The sequence below is a fragment of the Streptomyces sp. TRM70350 genome (assembly GCF_019219825.1).
In the GTDB taxonomy this organism is placed as follows: Bacteria; Actinomycetota; Actinomycetes; order Streptomycetales; family Streptomycetaceae; genus Streptomyces.
This window is the reverse complement of the sequence record NZ_JAHUXH010000001.1, coordinates 611598-630631: the sequence shown is the minus strand read 5'-3', so window position 1 is coordinate 630631 and position 19034 is coordinate 611598. Positions and strand designations below refer to the sequence as shown.

The 19034-nt window shown below is 72.6% G+C and carries 14 protein-coding genes and 3 pseudogenes; 6 read left to right on the top strand and 11 right to left on the bottom strand.

What is annotated here, in order from left to right:
• The first annotated feature begins 4 nt into the window (after window positions 1-4).
• Complete coding sequence (locus KWI83_RS02910) at window positions 5-856, top strand: bifunctional 5,10-methylenetetrahydrofolate dehydrogenase/5,10-methenyltetrahydrofolate cyclohydrolase (RefSeq protein WP_218512611.1); 852 nt, start codon at window positions 5-7, stop codon at window positions 854-856.
• Window positions 857-943: 87 nt separating this feature from the next.
• Here the strand turns inward: KWI83_RS02910 and KWI83_RS02905 are convergent, their stop codons facing one another.
• A complete protein-coding gene (locus tag KWI83_RS02905) occupies window positions 944-1606 on the bottom strand; it encodes a TetR/AcrR family transcriptional regulator (RefSeq protein ID WP_218512610.1) in 663 nt (220 codons plus the stop codon).
• Between the two features lie 134 nt (window positions 1607-1740).
• Between KWI83_RS02905 and KWI83_RS02900 the strand changes: the two genes are divergently transcribed.
• Entirely contained in the window at window positions 1741-2994 is a 1254-nt protein-coding gene (locus tag KWI83_RS02900) for a YncE family protein (protein ID WP_218512609.1), read from the top strand.
• A gap of 3 nt (window positions 2995-2997) precedes the next feature.
• Here KWI83_RS02900 and KWI83_RS02895 read toward each other — a convergent pair whose 3' ends face one another.
• Window positions 2998-4857, bottom strand: a complete 1860-nt coding sequence (locus KWI83_RS02895) for a cellulase family glycosylhydrolase (protein WP_218512608.1) — start codon at window positions 4855-4857, stop codon at window positions 2998-3000.
• 73 nt (window positions 4858-4930) lie between these two features.
• On the bottom strand, window positions 4931-6904 hold the full coding sequence (locus tag KWI83_RS02890; protein WP_218512607.1) for a translation factor GTPase family protein: 1974 nt from the start codon (window positions 6902-6904) through the stop codon (window positions 4931-4933).
• Window positions 6905-7101: 197 nt separating this feature from the next.
• On the opposite strand from KWI83_RS02890, the gene KWI83_RS02885 reads away from it, so the two are divergent.
• Window positions 7102-8202, top strand: a complete 1101-nt coding sequence (locus KWI83_RS02885; protein ID WP_218512606.1) for an XdhC family protein — start codon at window positions 7102-7104, stop codon at window positions 8200-8202.
• 199 nt (window positions 8203-8401) lie between these two features.
• On the opposite strand, the pseudogene KWI83_RS02880 reads toward KWI83_RS02885, so the two are convergent.
• The 4 genes and pseudogenes from KWI83_RS02880 to KWI83_RS02865 form a co-directional block, all read right to left on the bottom strand.
• Window positions 8402-9079, bottom strand: a pseudogene (locus tag KWI83_RS02880) (aminoglycoside phosphotransferase family protein); the annotation flags it as partial.
• Between the two features lie 46 nt (window positions 9080-9125).
• Window positions 9126-9674: a metallophosphoesterase gene (locus tag KWI83_RS02875; RefSeq protein WP_218512605.1), complete on the bottom strand. Its 549-nt coding sequence runs from the start codon at window positions 9672-9674 to the stop codon at window positions 9126-9128.
• A gap of 118 nt (window positions 9675-9792) precedes the next feature.
• Window positions 9793-9972 carry a hypothetical protein gene (locus KWI83_RS02870; protein ID WP_218512604.1) on the bottom strand — a complete coding sequence of 60 codons (180 nt, stop codon included), beginning with the start codon at window positions 9970-9972 and terminating at the stop codon, window positions 9793-9795.
• Window positions 9973-10063: 91 nt separating this feature from the next.
• Window positions 10064-10420: a DUF6479 family protein gene (locus KWI83_RS02865; RefSeq protein ID WP_218512603.1), complete on the bottom strand. Its 357-nt coding sequence runs from the start codon at window positions 10418-10420 to the stop codon at window positions 10064-10066.
• Between the two features lie 45 nt (window positions 10421-10465).
• On the opposite strand from KWI83_RS02865, the pseudogene KWI83_RS02860 reads away from it, so the two are divergent.
• A pseudogene (locus tag KWI83_RS02860) lies at window positions 10466-10819 on the top strand (cbb3-type cytochrome c oxidase subunit I); the annotation flags it as partial.
• Window positions 10820-10964: 145 nt separating this feature from the next.
• Here the strand turns inward: KWI83_RS02860 and KWI83_RS40185 are convergent.
• The 3 genes and pseudogenes from KWI83_RS40185 to KWI83_RS02850 all read right to left on the bottom strand — a co-directional run.
• A pseudogene (locus KWI83_RS40185) lies at window positions 10965-11220 on the bottom strand (ubiquinol-cytochrome c reductase cytochrome b subunit); the annotation flags it as partial.
• Window positions 11221-11321: 101 nt separating this feature from the next.
• A complete protein-coding gene (locus tag KWI83_RS02855) occupies window positions 11322-11741 on the bottom strand; it encodes a CBS domain-containing protein (protein ID WP_218512601.1) in 420 nt (139 codons plus the stop codon).
• A gap of 67 nt (window positions 11742-11808) precedes the next feature.
• Window positions 11809-14253, bottom strand: a complete 2445-nt coding sequence (locus tag KWI83_RS02850) for a SpoIIE family protein phosphatase (protein WP_218512600.1) — start codon at window positions 14251-14253, stop codon at window positions 11809-11811.
• 305 nt (window positions 14254-14558) lie between these two features.
• Between KWI83_RS02850 and KWI83_RS02845 the strand changes: the two genes are divergently transcribed.
• Window positions 14559-16703 (top strand): SpoIIE family protein phosphatase, encoded by a 2145-nt coding sequence (locus KWI83_RS02845; RefSeq protein WP_218512599.1) that lies wholly within the window; start codon window positions 14559-14561, stop codon window positions 16701-16703.
• Window positions 16704-16764: 61 nt separating this feature from the next.
• Here the strand turns inward: KWI83_RS02845 and KWI83_RS02840 are convergent, their stop codons facing one another.
• Entirely contained in the window at window positions 16765-18147 is a 1383-nt protein-coding gene (locus tag KWI83_RS02840) for a S1 family peptidase (RefSeq protein ID WP_218512598.1), read from the bottom strand.
• A 644-nt stretch (window positions 18148-18791) separates the two neighbouring features.
• Between KWI83_RS02840 and KWI83_RS02835 the strand changes: the two genes are divergently transcribed.
• Window positions 18792-19007, top strand: coding sequence for a type A2 lantipeptide (locus KWI83_RS02835; protein WP_141306631.1), 216 nt, complete (start codon window positions 18792-18794; stop codon window positions 19005-19007).
• The last annotated feature ends 27 nt before the right edge of the window (window positions 19008-19034 follow it).

Here is a 19034-nt window from a genome sequence, read left to right as displayed (position 1 = left end):
GATCATGTCTGAGGCCCGGCTCATGGACGGCACCGCGCCCGCCCGGCGCGTCGTCGAGGACACCACGGAGCGCGCCGCCGCTCTCACCGACCGCACCGGCACCGCGCCGTGTCTGGCGACGGTGCTGGTGGGCGAGGACCCCGCGTCCGTCACCTACGTCCGTATGAAGCAGAACCGCTGCCGCAAGGCCGGGATCACCTCCCGGCATGTGGCGCTGCCCGCTGCCACGACCACCGAGGAACTCGTCGGCACACTCAGGGCCCTCTCCGCCGACCCCGAGGTGCACGGCATCCTGCTCCAGCACCCGGTCGGCGAGCACATCGACGAGCGGGCCGCGTTCGAGGCGATCGCGCCGGAGAAGGACGTCGACGGGGTCACCTTCGCGTCCTTCGCGACGATGAGCTTCGGACTGCCGGGGTTCGTGTCGTGTACGCCCGGCGGGATCATGCGGCTGCTCGACGAGTACGACGTCGACCCGGCCGGCAAGCGGGCCGTGGTGGTCGGCCGCAGCGCGATCCTCGGCAGGCCGGCCGGCATGCTGCTGCTCGCCCGGGACGCCACCGTGACGTACTGCCACTCCCGCACCCGGGACCTGTCGGCGGTCGTCCGGGAGGCGGACATCGTGGTCGCCGCCGTCGGCCGCCCGCGCCTGATCCGGGGCCAGGACATCAAGCCCGGCGCCGTCGTGATCGACGCCGGTTACAACGCCGGGAACGTCGGGGACGTCGACTTCGACTCGGCCGTGGAACGGGCCGCGCTGATCACCCCGGTGCCGGGCGGGGTCGGGCCGATGACGATCGCCACGCTGCTGGAGCAGACGGTCGACGCGGCCGAGCGGCAGCTCGGGGTGGCCTGAACCACGCGTCCGGCCAGGACAGTTCACCACCGAGCTGGTCGCCGCACCAGCCATACCGACCGGCGATGACAAGGGCGGCGGGGGGGCTCACCCGGCCCCCGGCCGCCACCCCGCGGGCTGCAAGATACCCAGCAGCTGTCGCACCAGCTCGTCCACCACCTCGTCCAGCGTCGCCGGAACCCACCCCGCGCTCCAGTCGTGGATCAGGCCGTTGACGCTGCCGATGAAGGCGGTCGCCGCCAGGCGGTAGTCACGGCGGGCCGCCTCTCCACGCTCGGCGGCCGCCTGGGCCTCGGCGCAGATCAGGTCGACCCAGCGGGCGCGGCGCGTGAGCCGCTGCTCCTCCATGCGCGGGCTGACACCGACGATCTCGACGAAGGTGATGCGCATGCGGCGGGGGTCGGCGGTGACATTCCCGGCGTAGGCGCGGAAGATCGCGGTGGCCCGCTCGGCGATCGGTGAGTCCTGTGTGGCGGCCGCCGCCGTCAGTACGGCTTCCTCCGCCCAGGCGTTGACCTGGAGATGGAGGGCGGCCAGCACATCCTCCAGGGTGCGGAACTCCTCGTAGAACTGCCGGGTGGACAGTCCCGCCGCCTCGCTGAGCGCGGCGACGGTCGTGGACCGGTAGCCGGGGCTGTCGCCGAAGAGCTGGAGCGCCGCGTCCAGGAACCGCCGGTGCCGCTCGGCCTGCCGTTCCTCCGCCGACCTGCCGCCGTAACGGCCCGTCGGCGCCCTGAGCCTGCCCGCCAACGCCCCTCCTGTCCCCAACCGTTGGCCAATTTTGTCGTGTACGCAGTCTTGTGGAGAAGGGCGCCCCCTCCTTACTTTCCAGTAAGTCAAATTCTGAACGACCTCGTATTCAGAATCCAGAGGAAAGAGCCGTCATGCCTGCCAGCAGCCCCAGGCACCTCTGCGCCATCGCCGCCGCCCTCGCCCTGACCCTCACCGCCCCCGCGACCACCGCCCTCGCCGACACCCCCGACTCCGCCGCCCTGCGCGAGGTCCTGTTCGTCGGCAACAACTGGGACGGCACCGCCGACGTCATCAAGTCCACCGGCGACTTCGCCAAGATCGGCCGGATCAACGTCATCCCCGACAAGGACGAGCGGATGGCGGAGATCAACGCCGACCCGATCAAGTGGATCTACTTCATGGCGATCCGCAACAGCGTCGGCGAGGGCCACGACCAGTTCGTCGACGACATGTACGCCACCCCGGACGGCACGGCGATGGTGGTCTCCCGCCCGAGCTTCGCCGACGTCGTCTCCATCGACCTGGCCACCGGCGACATCAACTGGCGCTTCCCGGTGTCGGGTTACCGCTCCGACCACATGGCCGTCTCTCCCGACGGCACCCGGGTCGCCGTCTCCGCCTCGACCTCGAACACCGTGCATGTCCTGGACATCGGCACGGGTGAGCAGGTCGGCTCGTTCACCACCGGCGACAAGCCGCACGAGAACGTCTTCAGCAAGGACGGCAAGTACATCTGGAACATGTCCATCGGCGACGTCAATACCGCCCTCGACGCGCCCTGGCTTGACTGGACGAAGGGCGACCGCCGGATCACCGTCGTCGACGCGACCACGTTCCGGCAGGTCAAGGTGATCGACATGCGCGAGCGGCTGGACGCGATCGGGCTCGACGACTACTCCGACGCCGTCCGCCCCGCCGTCTTCAGCCCCGACGAGAGCAAGCTGTACTTCCAGGTGTCGTTCTTCAACGGCTTCTTCGAGTACGACATCGCCGCCGACCGGATCACCCGCACCAAGACCCTGCCGGAGAACCCGGACACCAGCGAGGACCGCACCACCTGGGTCAACGACTCGCGCCATCACGGCATCACCATGAAACCCGACGGCACCAAGCTGTGCGTCGCGGGCACCATGGACGACTACGCGGTCGTCGTCGACCGCGCCACCCTCCAGCAGGGCCCGCTCGTCCCCGCCTCCAAGCCCTACTGGTCGACCGTCAGCGGCGACGGCAAGGCCTGTGTGGTCTCCGAGAGCGGCGCCGACCAGGTCACCGCGATCGACTTCGCCACCGGCAGGAAGCTCGTGTCGGTCCCGGTCGGCGACCACCCCCAGCGCGTGCGGCTGGCCCGGGTGCCCGCCGACTGGACCGGTCCGTCGGCCAGTTGACGGCTAGTTGATGGCCTGCGCGGCCCACGCCGTGAGCTCCGTGCGGGCCGCGCTCAGCAGCTCGGCGGAGGGAGCCGTCGCCCCGTTGGTCACCAGCGCGTAGTGCAGGACCCCCGAGTCCGGCGCGGTGAGCAGCAGGCGGCGGCTGCCCGCGCCGCCCGGCTCGGCGGCCACGCCGATCGGGGTCGTGCCGGTGTACGCCGGTGGCGCGTACGCCGTGCCGAGGTCCGACACCACCGTGGTGGCCGAGGTGGGGAAGGACGCCGGGAGGTGCAGTTCGGTCGGCGCGGAGCCGCCGTTCGAGCGCCACAGCAGCAGCGCGTACTGGCCCGGCCCCACCAGTCGTCCCACGTTCGGCAGTGAGCTCGGCACCGGGTTCCAGGTCAGGGTGGTCGAGCCGTCCCGGGAGCGGTCCTCGTAGGTGAAGGCGACCGTCGTGCCGGAGGTGGCGCTCGGGTAGACGCGGTCCAGCAGCCGGGCGTCCTGACGCAGGGTCACCGCACCGGAGTCGTCGAGGTGGACCGCGGACAGGTCCTCGTCGTTCCAGGCGTCGCCCTCGGTGAGCACCTTGCCGGGGTTGCCGTTCATCAACTCGTGGTGGCGGCCGTTGTAGATGTCCCACTGCCACTGCGTGCCGGACAGCACGGGTCCGGACGCCGTCGGGTCCGACCACCAACGCGCACCGGGCAGGCGGGAGTCGAGGGCCTGGTACATCGCCTTGAGGACGGTCGGCGCCTTGTCGGAGACGTTGCCCGACAGTGGATGGCCGAACTCGCTGACGATGGCGGGCGTCCCCGTCGCCGCCGCCCGGTCCCGGACGGTGCCGAAGTCCCCGGCGTACTGGCCGTCCTGCGCCTTGCCCCACATGAAGACGCCGGAGATGGCCTTCTGGTCGTAGAAGTGGGTGTTGAAGACATAGCGCGGCCCGAGCGTGCCCGCGTCGAGCAGGCCGCCCTCCTCCTTCTGGAAGCCCAGGTTGGCGTTCCAGAAGAGGTTCGGTTCGACGAAGGCGGGCTTGGACCGCCAGCCCGCCGCGTCCATCCGGGCGCGGAACCGCTCGTAGAACGGCCACAGCACGTCCCGCTCCCAGGCGCGGCTGGTCTGCCCGGAGTCGTACACGCCGGCGTGCGGCTCGTTGTAGGGGTCGAAGCCGACGACACCGGCGAAGTCCTCGGCGGACAGGTGCTGCCTGACGTACGCCATGGTCTTCTCGGCGGTGGCGAGGAAGGCGTCCTGGAGGCCGTACGCGTTGTGCCAGAAGTCGTACGTCGCCTGCTTGACGGCCTCGTTCTGGGTGATGTTCTGGCCCCAGAAGAGGCAGATCCCGCAGAACTCGTCGGGGTAGTTCCCCAGGTCGACGGCCCACTTCGGGGCGCCGTCGCCGGTGTACCAGCTGTCGGGGTCGAAGAGGTACCGGGAGTAGAGGTCCTGGTGGAAGTCGGGGTAGACGCGGATGCCGGCGTCGAGGAACGCGCGCATCTGGTCGGTGGCGGCGGCCAGGTACGCCGTGTCGACCTGGCCGCGTACCGGCTCGGCGTAGGCCCAGGAGAGCAGGAAGCGGACGGTGTTGCCGCCGCCGAGGGCGCGCAGCGCGGTCGCCGACTTGCGGGCGTCGGCGACCGAGGCGAAGGGCAGGCCGTTGTTCTCGGCGAGCTTGGTCTCGCCGGAGACGTTGTAGCCGCGCAGGACCACCTCGCGGCCGGAGGCGTCGGTGAAGCGGCCGCCCTGCACGGTGAGCGGGGAGCCGTCGAACCAGAGGGAGTCGGGGAGGGAGTCGGCGGGGGCGGGACGGGTGCCCGCGACCGACAGGAATCCACAGAGGACAACCAGAACAACGAGCAAACGCGCACGCTTATTCGGCATGTCCACTACAGTCCGCCCAATTCCGGACATCGTCAACACTTCTGACTCGGGAGTAAGTTCGTTCTCGGCCACCTCACGGGCCCAGGCGGCGCGTCACGTTCAGCAGATACTCCTTCCGGTTCAGCGGGTTGTGGTCGGTGCGCGGCCGCTCGGGCACCGGGGTGCCGGAGGTGACGGGCGCGTAGTGGTCGAAGGCGCTGTCCAGCTCGCCCTCGCCCCGGGTCAGGCCCGGCAACTGCTGCTCCAGGGCGTGCACCCGGGCCGCGGGCACCGAGCCCTCCAGGACGCAGGCGGCGCCGAGGGTGCCGGTCGTCTGCGGTACGGCCCGCAGCGCGGCCAGCGTCGGCAGCAGGGCGCCGAGGGTGTCGGCCGGGGCCTCGATGCGGAAGCGGTGCATCGGTTCGTGCACCCGGGTGCCCGCGCGCCGCAAGGCGTCGATCAGCACCAGCGGGGTGAGGCCGCGGAAGTCGTGGCCGGTGCTGGACATGCTCTTGTCGAAGCCCTGGTGGGCGTGGCTCTGGCGGGGCGAGTAGCCGGAGTGGGTCATGGTGACCGTGCAGTCGGGGATCCGCCAGCCGTGCAGGCCCTGCCCGAGGGTCTCCCGGACGGTGTCCTCGACGGCCTTGAAGAAGGCGTACGGCATGGAGCCGAGCTCCACCTCCAGCCGGAAGTCGACGCCCGCACCGGGCGGCGCCGGGGCGACGCGCAGCCCGACCGTGGCGAGGAACGGGTTGGCGTCCTTCTTGTTGAACTCGACCGCCGCCCCGGTCCCGGTCAGCCGCTCGATGCACAGCGGTGTGGTCTCCCGGAAGGTGACGTCCAGTCCGTAGTCGTCGGCGAGCGTCGCCTGGACGACCTCCTTCTGCACCTCGCCGTACAGGGACACGGAGGTCTCCTGGCGCACCTCGTCGTGCCGCAGGGCGATCAGCGGGTCCTGCTCGGCGAGCTGGGTGAGCGCGAGGTGCAGGGCCCGCCGGTCCGTCCCGGGGCCCGGCACGACGACCGTCTCCAGGGTCGGCGGGGCGAAGAAGTGCCCGTACGGCCCCCGCGGTACGCCGATGGAGTCGCCGATCCTGATGTCGGCGAGGCCCCTCAGCCGGGCGATACGCCCCGCCGGGACGGCGTCCTGCCGGGCGTCCGTGCCGTGGTCGAAGACGCTGATCGCGGTGATCCGGCCCTCCGTGCGCGCCTCGCCGTACGGCACTCGGTCGCGGGTGCGCAGCGTGCCGGAGAACATGCGCGCGTAGGCAACCTTCTCCCCCGCCGGGCCCCGCTCGACCTTGAAGACGGTCCCGCAGACCGGGCCCTGGGGGTCGCCGTCGGCGGTGGGCAGGAGGTCCCTGATGCCGCCGATCAGGGCGTCCACGCCCGCGCCCGTGATGGCCGAGCCACAGTACGCGGGATGGACCAGGGCCCGGCGGGTCTGCGCGGCGAGGGACGTGCGCACCAGGTCGTCCGAGACGGTGCCCTGGACGTAGGCGGCGAGCAGGCCGTCGTCGTGGTCGGCGAGGACGTCGAGCGCGGTCGGGCCGAGGCCGGGGACGAAGTCGGCGGCGCGGGTGCCGAGGGCGGTGGCCGTGCCCATGGGGACGGCGGGTGCGCCGAGCCGTTCGCAGACCGAGCGCAGCACGTCCTCGTACCGGGCTCCGCGGCGGTCGATCTTGTTGACGAAGAGGAGGGTGGGGATGCGCAGTCGTCGCAGGGTCCGCATCAGGACGCGGGTCCGGGCCTGGACGCCCTCGACGGCGGAGACGACCAGGACGGCGCCGTCCAGGACGCCGAGCACCCGCTCCACCTCGGCGATGAAGTCCGGGTGACCGGGTGTGTCGATGAGGTTGACGGTCACGCCGTCGACGGGGAACGAGACGACGGCCGACTTGATGGTGATGCCGCGCTGCCGCTCCAGCGCGAGGGTGTCGGTCCGGGTGCTGCCGGCGTCGACGCTGCCGATCTCGTCGATCACCCCGGCGGTGTGCAGCAGCCGTTCGGTCAGGCTGGTCTTACCAGCGTCGATGTGCGCGAGAATCCCCAGGTTGAGCAAGTGCACGAAGCGTCATGTCCTTTGTGGTGTGGGTCAGTGCGACGGCGGGGGACATGAACGCTGCGCGCATCGAATCGGCTCCTTGCTCTGTGACGACGTGACGACGTGACGACGTGACGACGTGACGACTGGTCGGGTGCAGTGCAGCAGAAGGACGGGCGGCGCGACAATGGATTAACGCTCAACCATGCGAGGGTCGGAGCATGCGTGAGATTCTTCCGGCGCTGCGCCGCTGGTACGCGGCCTCGACCCCGTTCGGCCTGGCCACGGTCGTGGAGGTGAGCCGCAGCGCGCCGCGCGACCCGGGGGCGGCGATGGCGGTGGGGCCGGACGACGAGGTGGTCGGCAGTGTGTCGGGCGGCTGTGTCGAGGCGGCGGTGTTCGAGCTGGCCCAGGAGGTCGTGGCGAGCGGCGAGGCGCGGCTGGAGACGTTCGGGTACAGCGACGACGACGCGTTCGCGGTGGGGCTGACATGCGGCGGGGAGATCACCGTGCTGGTCCGGCCGGTCACGCCCGAGCGGGATCCCGCGTTCGGGGCGGTCGCACAGTCCGTCCTGGAGGGCCGCCCGGTGACCGTGGCGACGGTGACCGACGGACCGGCGCCGCGCGGGGCCACGCTCGCCGTCTGGCCCGATCGAGTGGCGGGCACGCTGGGCACGAGCGGCCTGGACGTGGCGGTCACCGCCGACGCGCGCGGCGAACTCGCCCTCGGCGCCACCGGTGTACGGCACTACGGGCCGCACGGGGAGCGGCGCGAGGACGAGGTCTCGGTCTTCCTGCATTCCTTCGCACCGCCGCCGCGGATGCTGGTGTTCGGCGCGATCGACTACGCGGCGGCGGTGGCCCGCGTCGGCGACTTCCTCGGCTACCGGGTCACCGTCTGCGACGCCCGCCCGGTCTTCGCCACGCCGAAGCGTTTCCCGCCCGGCGTGGAGGTGGTCGTCGACTGGCCGCACCGCTATCTGCGCGGCACCGACACCGACGAGCGCACGGTGATCTGCGTACTCACGCACGATCCGAAGTTCGACGTACCGCTGCTTCAGGAGGCGCTGCGCCGCCCCGCGGCCTACATCGGGGCGATGGGCGGCCGCCGTACCCACGACGACCGCGCGAAGCGCCTCACCGACGCCGGGCTCACCTCCGGCGAGCTGTCCCGGCTGCGCTCCCCGATCGGGCTCGACCTGGGCGCCCGTACGCCGGAGGAGGTGGCCGTGTCCGTCGCCGCGGAGATCGTCGCGCTGCGGTGGGGCGGAACCGGGGCGCCGCTGACGGTGACCGGCGGGGCGATCCATCCGTCGCAGTGACAGCGGGCGGGGTCTCTCGGGCGTTCTCCTGCCGGTGGTCGGCGATGAGTTGCTCCAGCTGGTCCAGTGCCGCCGCGGTCCGGTCCGGGTGATCACGGAAGCAGGGGTCGTCAGGGACCGGGAGCGACCCCGCCAGGGCCCAGCCCCGGCCGCGTGCCCAGGTCGCGTCGTCCGCGCCGACGGCCTCCCGGAACGTCTCGCGGGCGGACGCGGGCAGGAACAGCCAGGCGGGCAGCAGGTCGACCGCCGGGTCGGCCACGGCCAGGGTGCCGAAGTCGATGACGGCGCTCAGGTGGCCGTCCCGGGCCAGCAGGTTGCCGGTCGCGAGGTCGCCGTGGATCCACACCGGCGGCTGGTGCCACGCGGGCGCCGCGAGGGCCGCCTCCCACACCTCGGTCACCGCGTCGGCGTCGACGAGTCCGGCTGCCCTGAGCGCCTCGATCCTGGGCCGCACCCTGGCCTCGGCGGCGATGGAGTCGCGCTCGTCGCCCAGTGGCACGCCACGGAAGGCGTTGCTCTGCTGCGGGCCGGGCCCGCCCGCCGGGTCGATGTTCTGCAGCGCGGTGATGAACCCGGCGAGGTCACGGGCCGCCCGCACGGGGTCGGCCAGCGCCTGGGGGGATGCTCGCTCGCCGTCCAGCCAGCGGTAGACGGACCACCGGTACGGGTAGCCCTCGCCCGGCTCGCCCTGCGCGAGCGGTTCGGAGACGGGCAGCGGGAGATGCGGGGCCAGCCGCGGCAGCCAGCGGTGCTCCGCTCCACCTGGCCCTCCCAGTACGCGTAGCGCGGCAGCCGGACGGACAGTTCGCCGCCGAGCCGGAAGGTGGCGTTGTCCAGGCCGGAGATCGGAACCGGGGTGATCGGGAAGTCGGCCCACTGCGGGAACTGGGCGGTGAGCAGGCGGCGTACGAGGGCGGCATCGATCAACACCCCGACATGGGACCGCCGCGCACGCCGGTGCGTCCACCGAATGAGCGCGGCGGCAGCCGGTGCAGGGTCACGTCCGTGAGGCGGCCGTCGGTGACGGTGGCGGTCATGTAGGTGCAGTGAGACTGGCGGCGGCGGTCGGTTGGGGAACCGGGGTTGAGCAGGCGCAGGCCGGTGGGGGCCGTGGTGTCCCAGGGGATGTGGCTGTGGCCGAAGACCAGGACGTCCAGGTCGGGAAAGCGGGCGGCGCAGCGGGCCTCGCGGCCCTGGGCGGGGCCCGTTTCGTGGACGACGCCGAAGCGCAGGCCGCCGAGTTCGGCGTGGGCCACCTCGGGGAGCCGGGCGCGCAGGTCGGGGCCGTCGTTGTTGCCGTACACGCCGATCAGCCGGCGGCAGCGGCTCTCCAGCAGGTCGAGGGTGGCCGCGTCGACCCAGTCACCGGCGTGGAACACGACGTCGGCGTGCGGGAGTTCGGCGAGCAGCGGGTCCGGCAGCGCCTTGGCCCGTTTGGGCAGATGGGTGTCGGACATCAGGAGCAGGCGCACGGCTTCAGCGTAGGACCGCGGCCGTCCGTGGGGCGCGTCGACAGCCTGTCAGGGTCAGCATCCGGCGACGCGCGGCGAGCCGTCGCCGGCCGTGTGAAGGCCGGGCCACGCGTGTGCCTCAGTCCTCACCCCGCACGATGTTCCACTCCGGCGCCGTGTGCGAGGTCCGCGGCCCGTCCGGGCTCTCCACGGCCGGGAGCCAGGTGCACAGTTCGCTCTTCACGCGCAGTCGGCGCGCTTTCGACCAGCCGGTCTCCGGACGGCGGACGACGGGTTTGTCACTGGTGGACGTGGTCACGACGCAACCTCTTCCTTCTGCGTCCCCTCGTACGGGCGTTTGGAACTGGTGACCGGGTCCCCGTCTCCGCTGCTGGTAAACGCCCTGCCGGTCAGGCGCCGCCCGGTCCGCCGCTGCCGAACGAACCGCCGGACCCGCGGTTCCAGCGCGGCCGGCGCTGGTCGCCGCCGCGCGTCCCGCCGGAGGGCCTCAGATCGTGCGGGGTGAGCCGTTCGTCCCCGGCCACCTCGTGGGGTTCGCGCTGCTCCCGCGTCTCCCGGACCGCGCCGGAGGCCGGCAGCCTGGGCTGCTCGTCGGGCCGGGGGCGTCGGGGCTCGCGCTTGAGCACCTTGATGCCGAGCAGGACGGCCCAGATCAGCACCGCGGTGACGACGACGCCACCGACGAGGACCACGACGAATCCGGCGGCAGAACCGGCTGCAGCTACTTCCTGAGCGATGAGATTCATGTGCTCCGAGTACCCGGTCACGAGCGGTGAATGACTCCGGTCGGTATGCTCGACGAGCGGCTCGGCAAGCTGCACTTCTGGCTGCTGTTCCCCGCCTTCCAGCTGACCTTCCTGGTCCAGCACTGGCTCGGCGAGGAGGGCATGCCCCGCCGCTGCGCCGACTACCTGCCCGCCGACGGCTTCATCCTCCTCCACGCCCTGTCCTCCGTCGGGGCGTTCCTGCTCGGCGTCTCCACCCTGCCGTTCCTCTACAACGTCTGGCGCACCGCCAGATACGGCAGGACGCTGACCATGGAGGACGCGCTGCCCCGCGTACGGTCCGAGTACCCGGCCTTCGACCTGCGCCATCCGGCGGTCGCCCGGCGGAGGCAGCTCAGGAGGGGGGAGAAGACCCGATGAAGACGGAGGCGTTGCTGTTCGGGGGCGTCGCGCTGGTTCTTCGCGGGGATCTCCGGGCTCTACTGCCCGTGGTCCGAGGAGTCGGCCGGCACGGCGCTGCTGGTGATCGCGTTCCTGATGGCGGGCCTGGTGTCCTTCTGAGGATCGAGCCGTCGTAGAGACCTCGGTCATCTCCGGTTTGAAGAACTTTGAAGAACAGCGTCGGCCATACGCCCGTCAGCAGCAGGACGAGCAGGCTGTAGAGGGCCTGCTCACCGAGCAGGAAGGACCAGTGGTCGGGGAACGCCTTGCGCAGGGCCGCCGCCTTCGTGCACCGGCAGCCGGGCGTCCGCCGCGTCGGCCAGCCGGGCCCCTCGGGAAGGGGGGGCGCCGCCTCGTCGCCTCCTGCCACGCCACGCCACCTCGGACTGCCGCCCGCACCGTCCCGTGCCGTCTATCCCGCGCCGGGACGGCGCCGAGCGCCCGTGGGGCGTGAAAAACCCCGTTCGGGGTGTGCGACGTATCAGGTGTTGGGCTTGGCGGCGCTGATGTCCCCCAGGGCCGACTCCGGGTCGCGCTCCATCGCCAGGTCGCCCAGGGCGACGATGCCCACGGGGTGGTCGTCCTCGACGACGGGGATGCGGCGCACGGCGTGTTCGCGCATGAGTTCCACCGCGTGGTCCAGTTCCTCGTCGGGCCGTACGGTCACCAGGTCGTCGCTGCACGCGGCGGCCACGGTGGTCTCGTCGGGGTCGGCGCCGTCGGCGATCGACCTCACCACGAGGTCACGGTCGGTGACCAGCCCGCGCAGGTGGTCGCCGTCCGTGACCAGGACGGCGCCGAGGTCCTGGTCGCGCATGATCCGGGCCACCGCCGCGACGGAGGTCTGCGGTTCGACGGTCACCGGGTCGCCGGTCATGATGTCGCGCACGTACTGGGCCATGACGTACCTCCTCGGCTGCTGTTCCTCGGCTCCGGGTACCCGGGGCGGCCGGGTCGGCACGTGCGGGTCAGCGGTCCAGGTCGAGTTCGCTCCAGACCTGTTTGCCGCCGCTGACCGGCACCGTGCCGCAGGCCGCCGACATGGCCTCGACGAGGAGGAGGCCGCGGCCGCCGGTGGCCTCCCAGCCGATGCTGGTGGGCTTGACGGGGGTGCGCGGTGAGGTGTCGGCGACGGCGACGCGCAGGCGGCTGTTGACGAGGGTGAGGTCGAGGCGGACCGGTCCGCCGGTGTGCACGAGGGCGTTGGTGACGAGTTCGGAGACGACCAGCAGGACGGCGTCGGTCTGCGCGGTGACGCCCCAGTCGCGCAGGGTGCGCAGGGTGAAGCGGCGGGCGTGCCGGACGGCCTCGGGAAGCCGCCAGACGGTCCAGGTCTCGCGCCGCGGGAGTACGTCCAGGCCGTCGTAGCGCATGAGGAGCAGGGCCACGTCGTCGCCGCGGTGGGCGTCGCCGAGCAGGTCGTCGGCGACCAGGCCGAGGTGGGCGGGGTCGGAGGCGGCGAGCCGGTCGGCGAAGCCCGCCATGCCCTCGTCGATGTCGGCTTCGGCCGACTCGACCAGGCCGTCGGTGGTCAGGGCGAGCAGGGTGCCGGGCTGGAGCCGCAGCGGGCTCATCGGGAAGTCGGCCTGCGCCAGCACGCCGAGCGGCGGGCCGCCCTCGGCCTCCGCGATGTGGGTGCGGCCGTCGGGGTGGCGCAGTACCGGGGGCAGATGCCCGGCGCGGACGCTCCAGGCGGAGCCCTCCTCCATGTCGACGTCGACGTAGGTGCAGGTGGCGAAGAGGTCGGTCTCCATGTCGGCGAGCAGCCGGTTGGTGTGCGAGACCACGACGTCGGGCGGGTGGCCCTCGACGGCGTAGGCGCGCAGCGCGGTGCGCAGCTGGCCCATGAGGGTGGCGGCGCCCGCGCTGTGGCCCTGGACGTCGCCGATGACGAGGGCGACGTGGTTGTCGGGCAGCGGGATCACGTCGTACCAGTCGCCGCCGACCTCCAGGCCAGCCGTGGCGGGCAGATAGCGGGCGACGGCGACCGCGCCGGGCAGTTTGGGCAGGCGGCGCGGGAGGAGCTGGCGCTGGAGCGTGCCGACGAGTTCGTGCTCGGCGTCGAAGGCGCGGGCGCGCATCAGGGCCTGCCCGGCGAGCCCGGCGGAGGCGGTGAGCAGGGCGCGTTCGTCGGGGCCGAAGTCGTGCGGCTGGTCCCAGCCGATCAGGCAGGCGCCGGCCATCCGGCCCGCGGCGGGCAGCGGGAGGACGGCGAGGCCGCCGGGGCCGACATCGGCGAGGGCGGGTTCCAGGGCGGTGCCCGCGGGCCAGATCTGGGCGCGGCCCTCGCGCAGCGCGGCGGCGAGGGTGGGCATGGCGCGCACGGGCGCGTCGGGCCATTCGGTGCGCCACTCCAGGCGCCACAGCTCGGGCCAGGCCTCCGGTTCGGGCGGGTCGAGGACGGTGACGACGAGCCGGTCGTGCTCCAGTTCGGCGAGGGCGATCCGGTCGGCCTGCAGCGGTCGGCGCAGGGCGGCCACCACGGCCTGGCTCACATCCCGGACGGTGCCCGCGGTGGACAGGGCGGCGGCCAGGCGCTGCACGCGGGCCACGTCCGTGACGTCGGACCGCAGCGTGGAGGCGTCGTCGACCGTGCCCGCGAGCCGGGCCGGGACGCCCTCGCCGCCGGGCATGAGACGGCCGCGCAGCCGGAGCCACCTGGGCGGTGCGTTGGGCCGGAGCACCCGGAACTCCAGTTCGCGCTCGCCGATCGTCATGTGGTCGGCCTCCACCACGGACATCAGCGACGGCAGGTCCTCCGGCACGGTCATGCCGAGCAGCGTCTCGATCCTGCCGTCGAAGTCGTCTCGGGTGAGGCCGAACAGCTCCAGGATGTCGTCGCCGACCTGCACCCGGCCGGTGTCCATGGCCAGGCTGAACGCGCCCGGCGGCAGCTCACCGGCCTCCGGGGGCGCGGCCGGGACGGGGGCGGCGACCGCGTCGGCGATCAGCTCCAGGCACTTGCGGTCCTCGGTGTCGAAGCCCTCCGGGCACTCGCTCACGGCGAGCAGACAGCCCCCGTCGCCACCCTGGCGGGCGGGCAGCGCGGCCAGGGAGAAGTCCCGCGCGGGGGTACGGCGGGCCTCCGCGCGGTCGGCGAGTTCGCCGGGGCCGAGCCACACGGGGCGCCCGGTGTGGTGGGCGTCGGCCACCGGGGAACTCCCGGTGAGCGGGTAGCCGTCGCGCAGGCCGTACAGGGTCCTGGGCACACCGGCCGACTCGGCGAGGCACAGCAGCTCGCCGTCCTCGCTGGGCGTGTACACGGCGACGAAGGTGGCTCGCGCGAAGACGAGCGCCTGTTCGAGGAGGCGGCGCCTGCGTTCGGGGGTGTCCGGGTCCGCCATGAGCGCCGAGAGGGCGTCCTCGGCACGCGGCACTCTCGCCCTGCGTCCGGCAACGCCCTCACTGACCACGTCGGTATTACAGCGCTTATGACGGCCGCGCGCAGCCCCTGTGAACGCGGTCCGGCCGCCGGATGCCGAGCGGGACGGGTGGCGCTCGGGACTCACCGCCCACCTCGTCCCGGAACTCACCGCCCACCTCGTTGACGAGCGGGGCGCGCTGCCGTACCGGAGGGCATGGGTCGGGCCGGTCGGGGTACGCGGTTGCTTTGTCCAGTCGCCGCCGGTGCCCCCGCGGAGGGGGCGCTCGCCGTGCGCGGTGGGCCGTGACGCGGGAGATTTGATCCCTGGGACTCGTCCCGCGGCGCTGCGAGGAGGTGGTCGGCGTGTCCGACAAGCAGGCGCCCGCGGCGCGCCGGGCCCCGCCCGGCAGCTCCCTGATGTCGCTGGCGCTGGCCTCGATGATGGACGACGTCCACGCCCACTCCGGCGCGGTGTATCTGCTGTCCGCCGACGAGTCCGTACTGGAGATGGCGGTCATGGCCGGGCTGCCCCGGGCGTTCGCGGCGCCCTGGGAGCGGGTGGGACTCGGCGCCCCCATCCCGGTCGCCGAGGCCGCGCGCGAGCGGCGGCTGGTCTGGGTGAGCGGCGAGGACGACATGGCGCGCCGCTATCCGCGGGTCGCCGTGGTCCTGCCGTACCCCTTCGCGCTGGCCGCGCTGCCGGTGGCGACCGAGACCAAGGTCTACGGGGCGGTGTTCGTGACCTGGCCCGGCTCGCACCCCCACGAGCTGTCGGACCGGGAGCGGGACCATCTGACCTCGGCCTGCGAACGGCTCGCCGTGCGGCTGGAGCGGGCCGCCGCGGAGAGCCGCCCGGTGCTGCCGGAGGCCGATCCGCTCCCCGCGTCGGGGAGGGTGGCCGACACGCTGGGCTCGGTCGAGGCGGCGCGGATGGTGGCGCGACTGCCGTACGGGCTGTGCTCGCTGGATCTGTACGGGCGGATCGTCTTCGTCAACGCGGCCGCGGCCGAGCTGATCGGCGTACCGGCCGGCCGGCTGCTCGGCACCCACCTGTGGGCGGCGGTGCCGTGGCTGAACGACCCGGTGTACGAGGACCGGTACCGGGCGGCGCTGATCAGCCAGCACTCCACGTCGTTCGTGGCGCTGCGGCCGCCGGGCGAGTGGCTGTCGTTCCGGCTGTATCCGAGTACCACGGGGCTGAGCGTCCGGGTGAGCAGGGCGCGGTCGGTGGCGACGACGGCCCGGACCGTGCCGCCGCCCGACGACGGACCGTCCCGTCTGGTGACCATCTCGCAACTGCTGAGCCTGGCCGGTGCGCTGACGGAGGCGGTGAGTGTGCAGGACGTGGTGCAGCTGGTCGCCGAGGAGATCGCGCCGGCCGTGGGCTGCCAGGCGCTGGTCGTGCTCGGCTCGCGGGCGGGGCGGCTGCATGTGCTGGGGCACCGCGGCTATCCGGACCCGCATGTCGTGGAGCGGTTCGACGGTACGCCGCTGAGCGCGCCGACGCCGGGCGCGCACGCGCTGAACAGCGGGGTGCCGTCGTTCTTCGAGTCCCGTGCGGAACTGGAGCGGCTGTATCCGGTCCGGCACGCCACGCCGGACGGCTTCGCGGCCTGGGCGTATCTGCCGCTGATCGCCTCCGGGCGCCCCGTGGGCACCTGTGTGCTCGCCTACGCCGAGCCGCACTCCTTCCCCGCCGACGAACGGGCCGTGCTGACCAGCCTCGGCGGGCTGATCGCCCTGGCCCTGGAGCGGGCCCTGCTGTACGACGCCAAGCACCAGCTCGCGCACGGGCTGCAGGCCGCCCTGCTGCCGCCGTCGCTGCCGCCGCTGCCCGGCATCGACACGGCCGCCCGCTATCTGCCGGGCACCCGGGGCATGGACATCGGCGGCGACTTCTACGACGTGGTGCCGGTCGAGGGGCTGGCGGCCGCGGTGATCGGGGACGTGCAGGGGCACAACGTGACGGCGGCCGGGCTGATGGGGCAGATCCGTACCGCGATACGCGCGTACACGACGGTGGGGCAGTCGCCGGCGGAGGTCATGCGCAGCACCAACCGGCTGCTCATCGACCTCGGGTCCGACCTGTTCTCCAGCTGTCTGTATCTGCGGCTCGACCCGGGCCGCGGGCGGGCCGTGATGGCCCGGGCCGGGCATCCGCCGCCGCTGCTGAGGCGGCCGGACGGCCGGGTCCGCGTGCTGGACCTGGCGGGCGGTCCGCTGCTCGGGATCGACGGCTCGGCGACGTATCCGACGACCGAGGTGGACCTGGCGCCGGGTTCGGTGCTGGTCCTCTACACCGACGGGCTGGTCGAATCCCCCGGCGTCGACATCGAGGACGCGCTCGTGGAGCTGGGGCGGCGGCTGGCCGAGGCCGGGGACCGGCCGCTGGACGAGCTGGCCGACGTGCTGGTGGGGCAGGAGGAGCACGCGGAGGAGCGGATCGACGACGTGGCGCTGCTGCTGTTGCGGGCGCGGGGGGCTGTGGGGGACGTCTGAACGGCGGACGCGCAGGGCGGTCCGGCCCTCCCGCCGGAGGGCCGGACCGTCGGGCTCCGGGTCAGTTGGTCCCGGTCAGCCCGGAGCCGTCCTCGGCACCGGACTGGTCGCCGACACCGGCTTCCTCACCGGCCCGCTCCCCGCCGACGGCGTCACCGCCGCCCGCCTGCTCACCCGCACCGGCACCTTCACCGACGCCGTCGCCCGTACCGGCGCCATCGCCGACACCTTCACCCTCACCGGCACCTTCGCCGACACCTTCACCCGCACCGGCACCTTCGCCGACGCCCTCACCGGCACCGGCCCCCTCACCGGCGCCGCCCGCGTCCCCCGCGCCCAGCGTCGCGCCGACCGCCGCCAGTGCCGTCGTGACCGGCTGGAAGAACGTCTCGCCGCCGACCGTGCAGTCGCCGCTGCCGCCCGAGGTCAGGCCGATGGCGAGGCCGTCCCGGGTGAACATCGAGCCGCCGCTGTCGCCGGGTTCGGCGCAGACGTTGGTCTGGATGAGTCCGGTGACCGTGCCCTCCGGGTAGTTGACGGTGGCGTCGAGCCCCGTGACCGTGCCGTCGGCGAGGCCGGTGGTGCTGCCCATCCGGAACACCTCCTGGCCGACGGCGGCTTCCGCGGCCTGGAGGATCGGGACGGTCTGCCCGCCGCCGACGTTGACGTCGCTCGGCGCCTCGGTGGCCGGGTCGTTGTACTTCACCAGTGCGAAGTCGCCCTGGCCGGGGAAGACGGCCTGGTCGACGGTGGCGATCGGGGCGCCGTTCTGCGCGTCGGACCACTCGGCCACCGCGACCCCGCAGTGACCGGCCGTCAGGAAGGCGGGAGAACCGTCGCCCGCGGTGACGTTGAAGCCGAGCGAGCACCGGGAGCCGCCGCCGAATATCGCGTCGCCGCCGGAGGCGAACGTCTTGAAGGTGCCGGCGGACTTGTGGATGGTCGCCATGCCGGAGCCGAGGCTCTCCACGGTCGCCTCCAGCGTGTCCCACTTCTCGCCGGTGACCGTGGAGTCGGCGGTGACCCGGATCTTGTTGGTCCTGGGGTCGACGGCCCACGCGGTGCCCGGGATGGTGGCCTCGGACTTCAGCGTCTGCGCCGCAGACTTCAGTTCGGCCGTGCTGTTGTCGACCTGGCGGACCGCGGCACCGGCCTTCTTGGCCTGAACGATCAGCTGGTTGTTGTCGCCGACCACGTTGACGACGAGCTGCTGGCTGTCGGCGTCGTAGTAGGAGCCGGCGAAGGCGTCGCCGAGCAGTCCGGCGAGCTGTGAGGCGAGGTCCGAGGCATCGCCCGCCTTCAGGGTCTTGGCGGCGGCGGCCGTGTCCTCGGCGCCGTCCTGGGACGCGTTGGCGTTCGGCAGCAGGAGTGCCGCCGCTCCGAGCGCCGCCACGCTGCCCGCCGCGATCGCGGCCTTGCGCTTCGGAATTCGCTTGTGACTCAAGGGTTCTCGACCTCCTGGAGGACGGGGTCTGTGCCGCCGTCGCTCGACAGCTGTTGGGGCGCCTGGATGGCCACTGGTACGCACGGGGCGCGCGGGACGTTCAATTCCGGTTCGCCGCGCGCCCGTACGGACACTGATTCGGCCATCGCCGGAAGCCTCTTGCGCCCTCTGGGTCTCTGCTGGGCCGATACGACTGGTAATCGATCAGCAACGGTCCGTTCAGGGCGGTGAGCGGAATCCTCGCTTCAGCGAATCTGCACATCGAATGCGCAACCAGGTCACCGGCACCCGGGGTTCTGCACAATCGCGCGCCCCGGCGCACGCCTTTGGGGCGGGAGTGCCGGATTCGCCGAGCGGACGGCAAGGGGTCGGTGCGGGGCGATGCCGGGCGGCGTGTGAAGAAGTCGCCGACAAGCCGTGCCCACACCTGCACGGTTGGAGGCCGCTGTGACTCAAGTGCCCTGGTGAGGCTGGTGATTGATTGGAAGCCCACGGTCGCCGCGTGTTTTGATCCATCGCACCGCGCGGTCCGCGAAGGGCTCCCCGGCCAGGGGTGCCCGGCGCCCGCGGTCGCGGCCGTCCATCTGTCCCCAGAGGGGGCCGCTCCCCCCTTGTGAAATTGCCATACGAAGGGAAGTTCCATCATGAACTCCACCCCCCAGGTTGAGACCGTCGAGATCTCCGACGCCGAGCTCGACAACGTCTCCGGCGGCCTCTCCGTGAACGCCGTGAACACCGTCGTCGGCGCGGTGGACGGCATTGCCCCGGTTTCCGGCCTGGTCGACACGGCCGTCGGCACCGTGGAGGGTGTCACCGGCCTGAACACCGCCCCGGTCACCAACCTGGTCGCCGGTCTCTGATCGCACACCAGTGCCGCCGAGTCCCGG

What these genes read in the sequence shown, in the direction of transcription:
- KWI83_RS02835 (WP_141306631.1), top strand. Translation starts at nt 18,792, where the DNA reads ATGAACTCCACCCCCCAGGTTGAGACCGTCGAGATCTCCGACGCCGAG.
- KWI83_RS02895 (WP_218512608.1), bottom strand. Translation starts at nt 4,857, where the DNA reads ATGCCGAATAAGCGTGCGCGTTTGCTCGTTGTTCTGGTTGTCCTCTGT.
- KWI83_RS02900 (WP_218512609.1), top strand. Translation starts at nt 1,741, where the DNA reads ATGCCTGCCAGCAGCCCCAGGCACCTCTGCGCCATCGCCGCCGCCCTC.
- KWI83_RS02910 (WP_218512611.1), top strand. Translation starts at nt 5, where the DNA reads ATGTCTGAGGCCCGGCTCATGGACGGCACCGCGCCCGCCCGGCGCGTC.
- KWI83_RS02885 (WP_218512606.1), top strand. Translation starts at nt 7,102, where the DNA reads ATGCGTGAGATTCTTCCGGCGCTGCGCCGCTGGTACGCGGCCTCGACC.
- KWI83_RS02855 (WP_218512601.1), bottom strand. Translation starts at nt 11,741, where the DNA reads ATGGCCCAGTACGTGCGCGACATCATGACCGGCGACCCGGTGACCGTC.
- KWI83_RS02865 (WP_218512603.1), bottom strand. Translation starts at nt 10,420, where the DNA reads ATGAATCTCATCGCTCAGGAAGTAGCTGCAGCCGGTTCTGCCGCCGGA.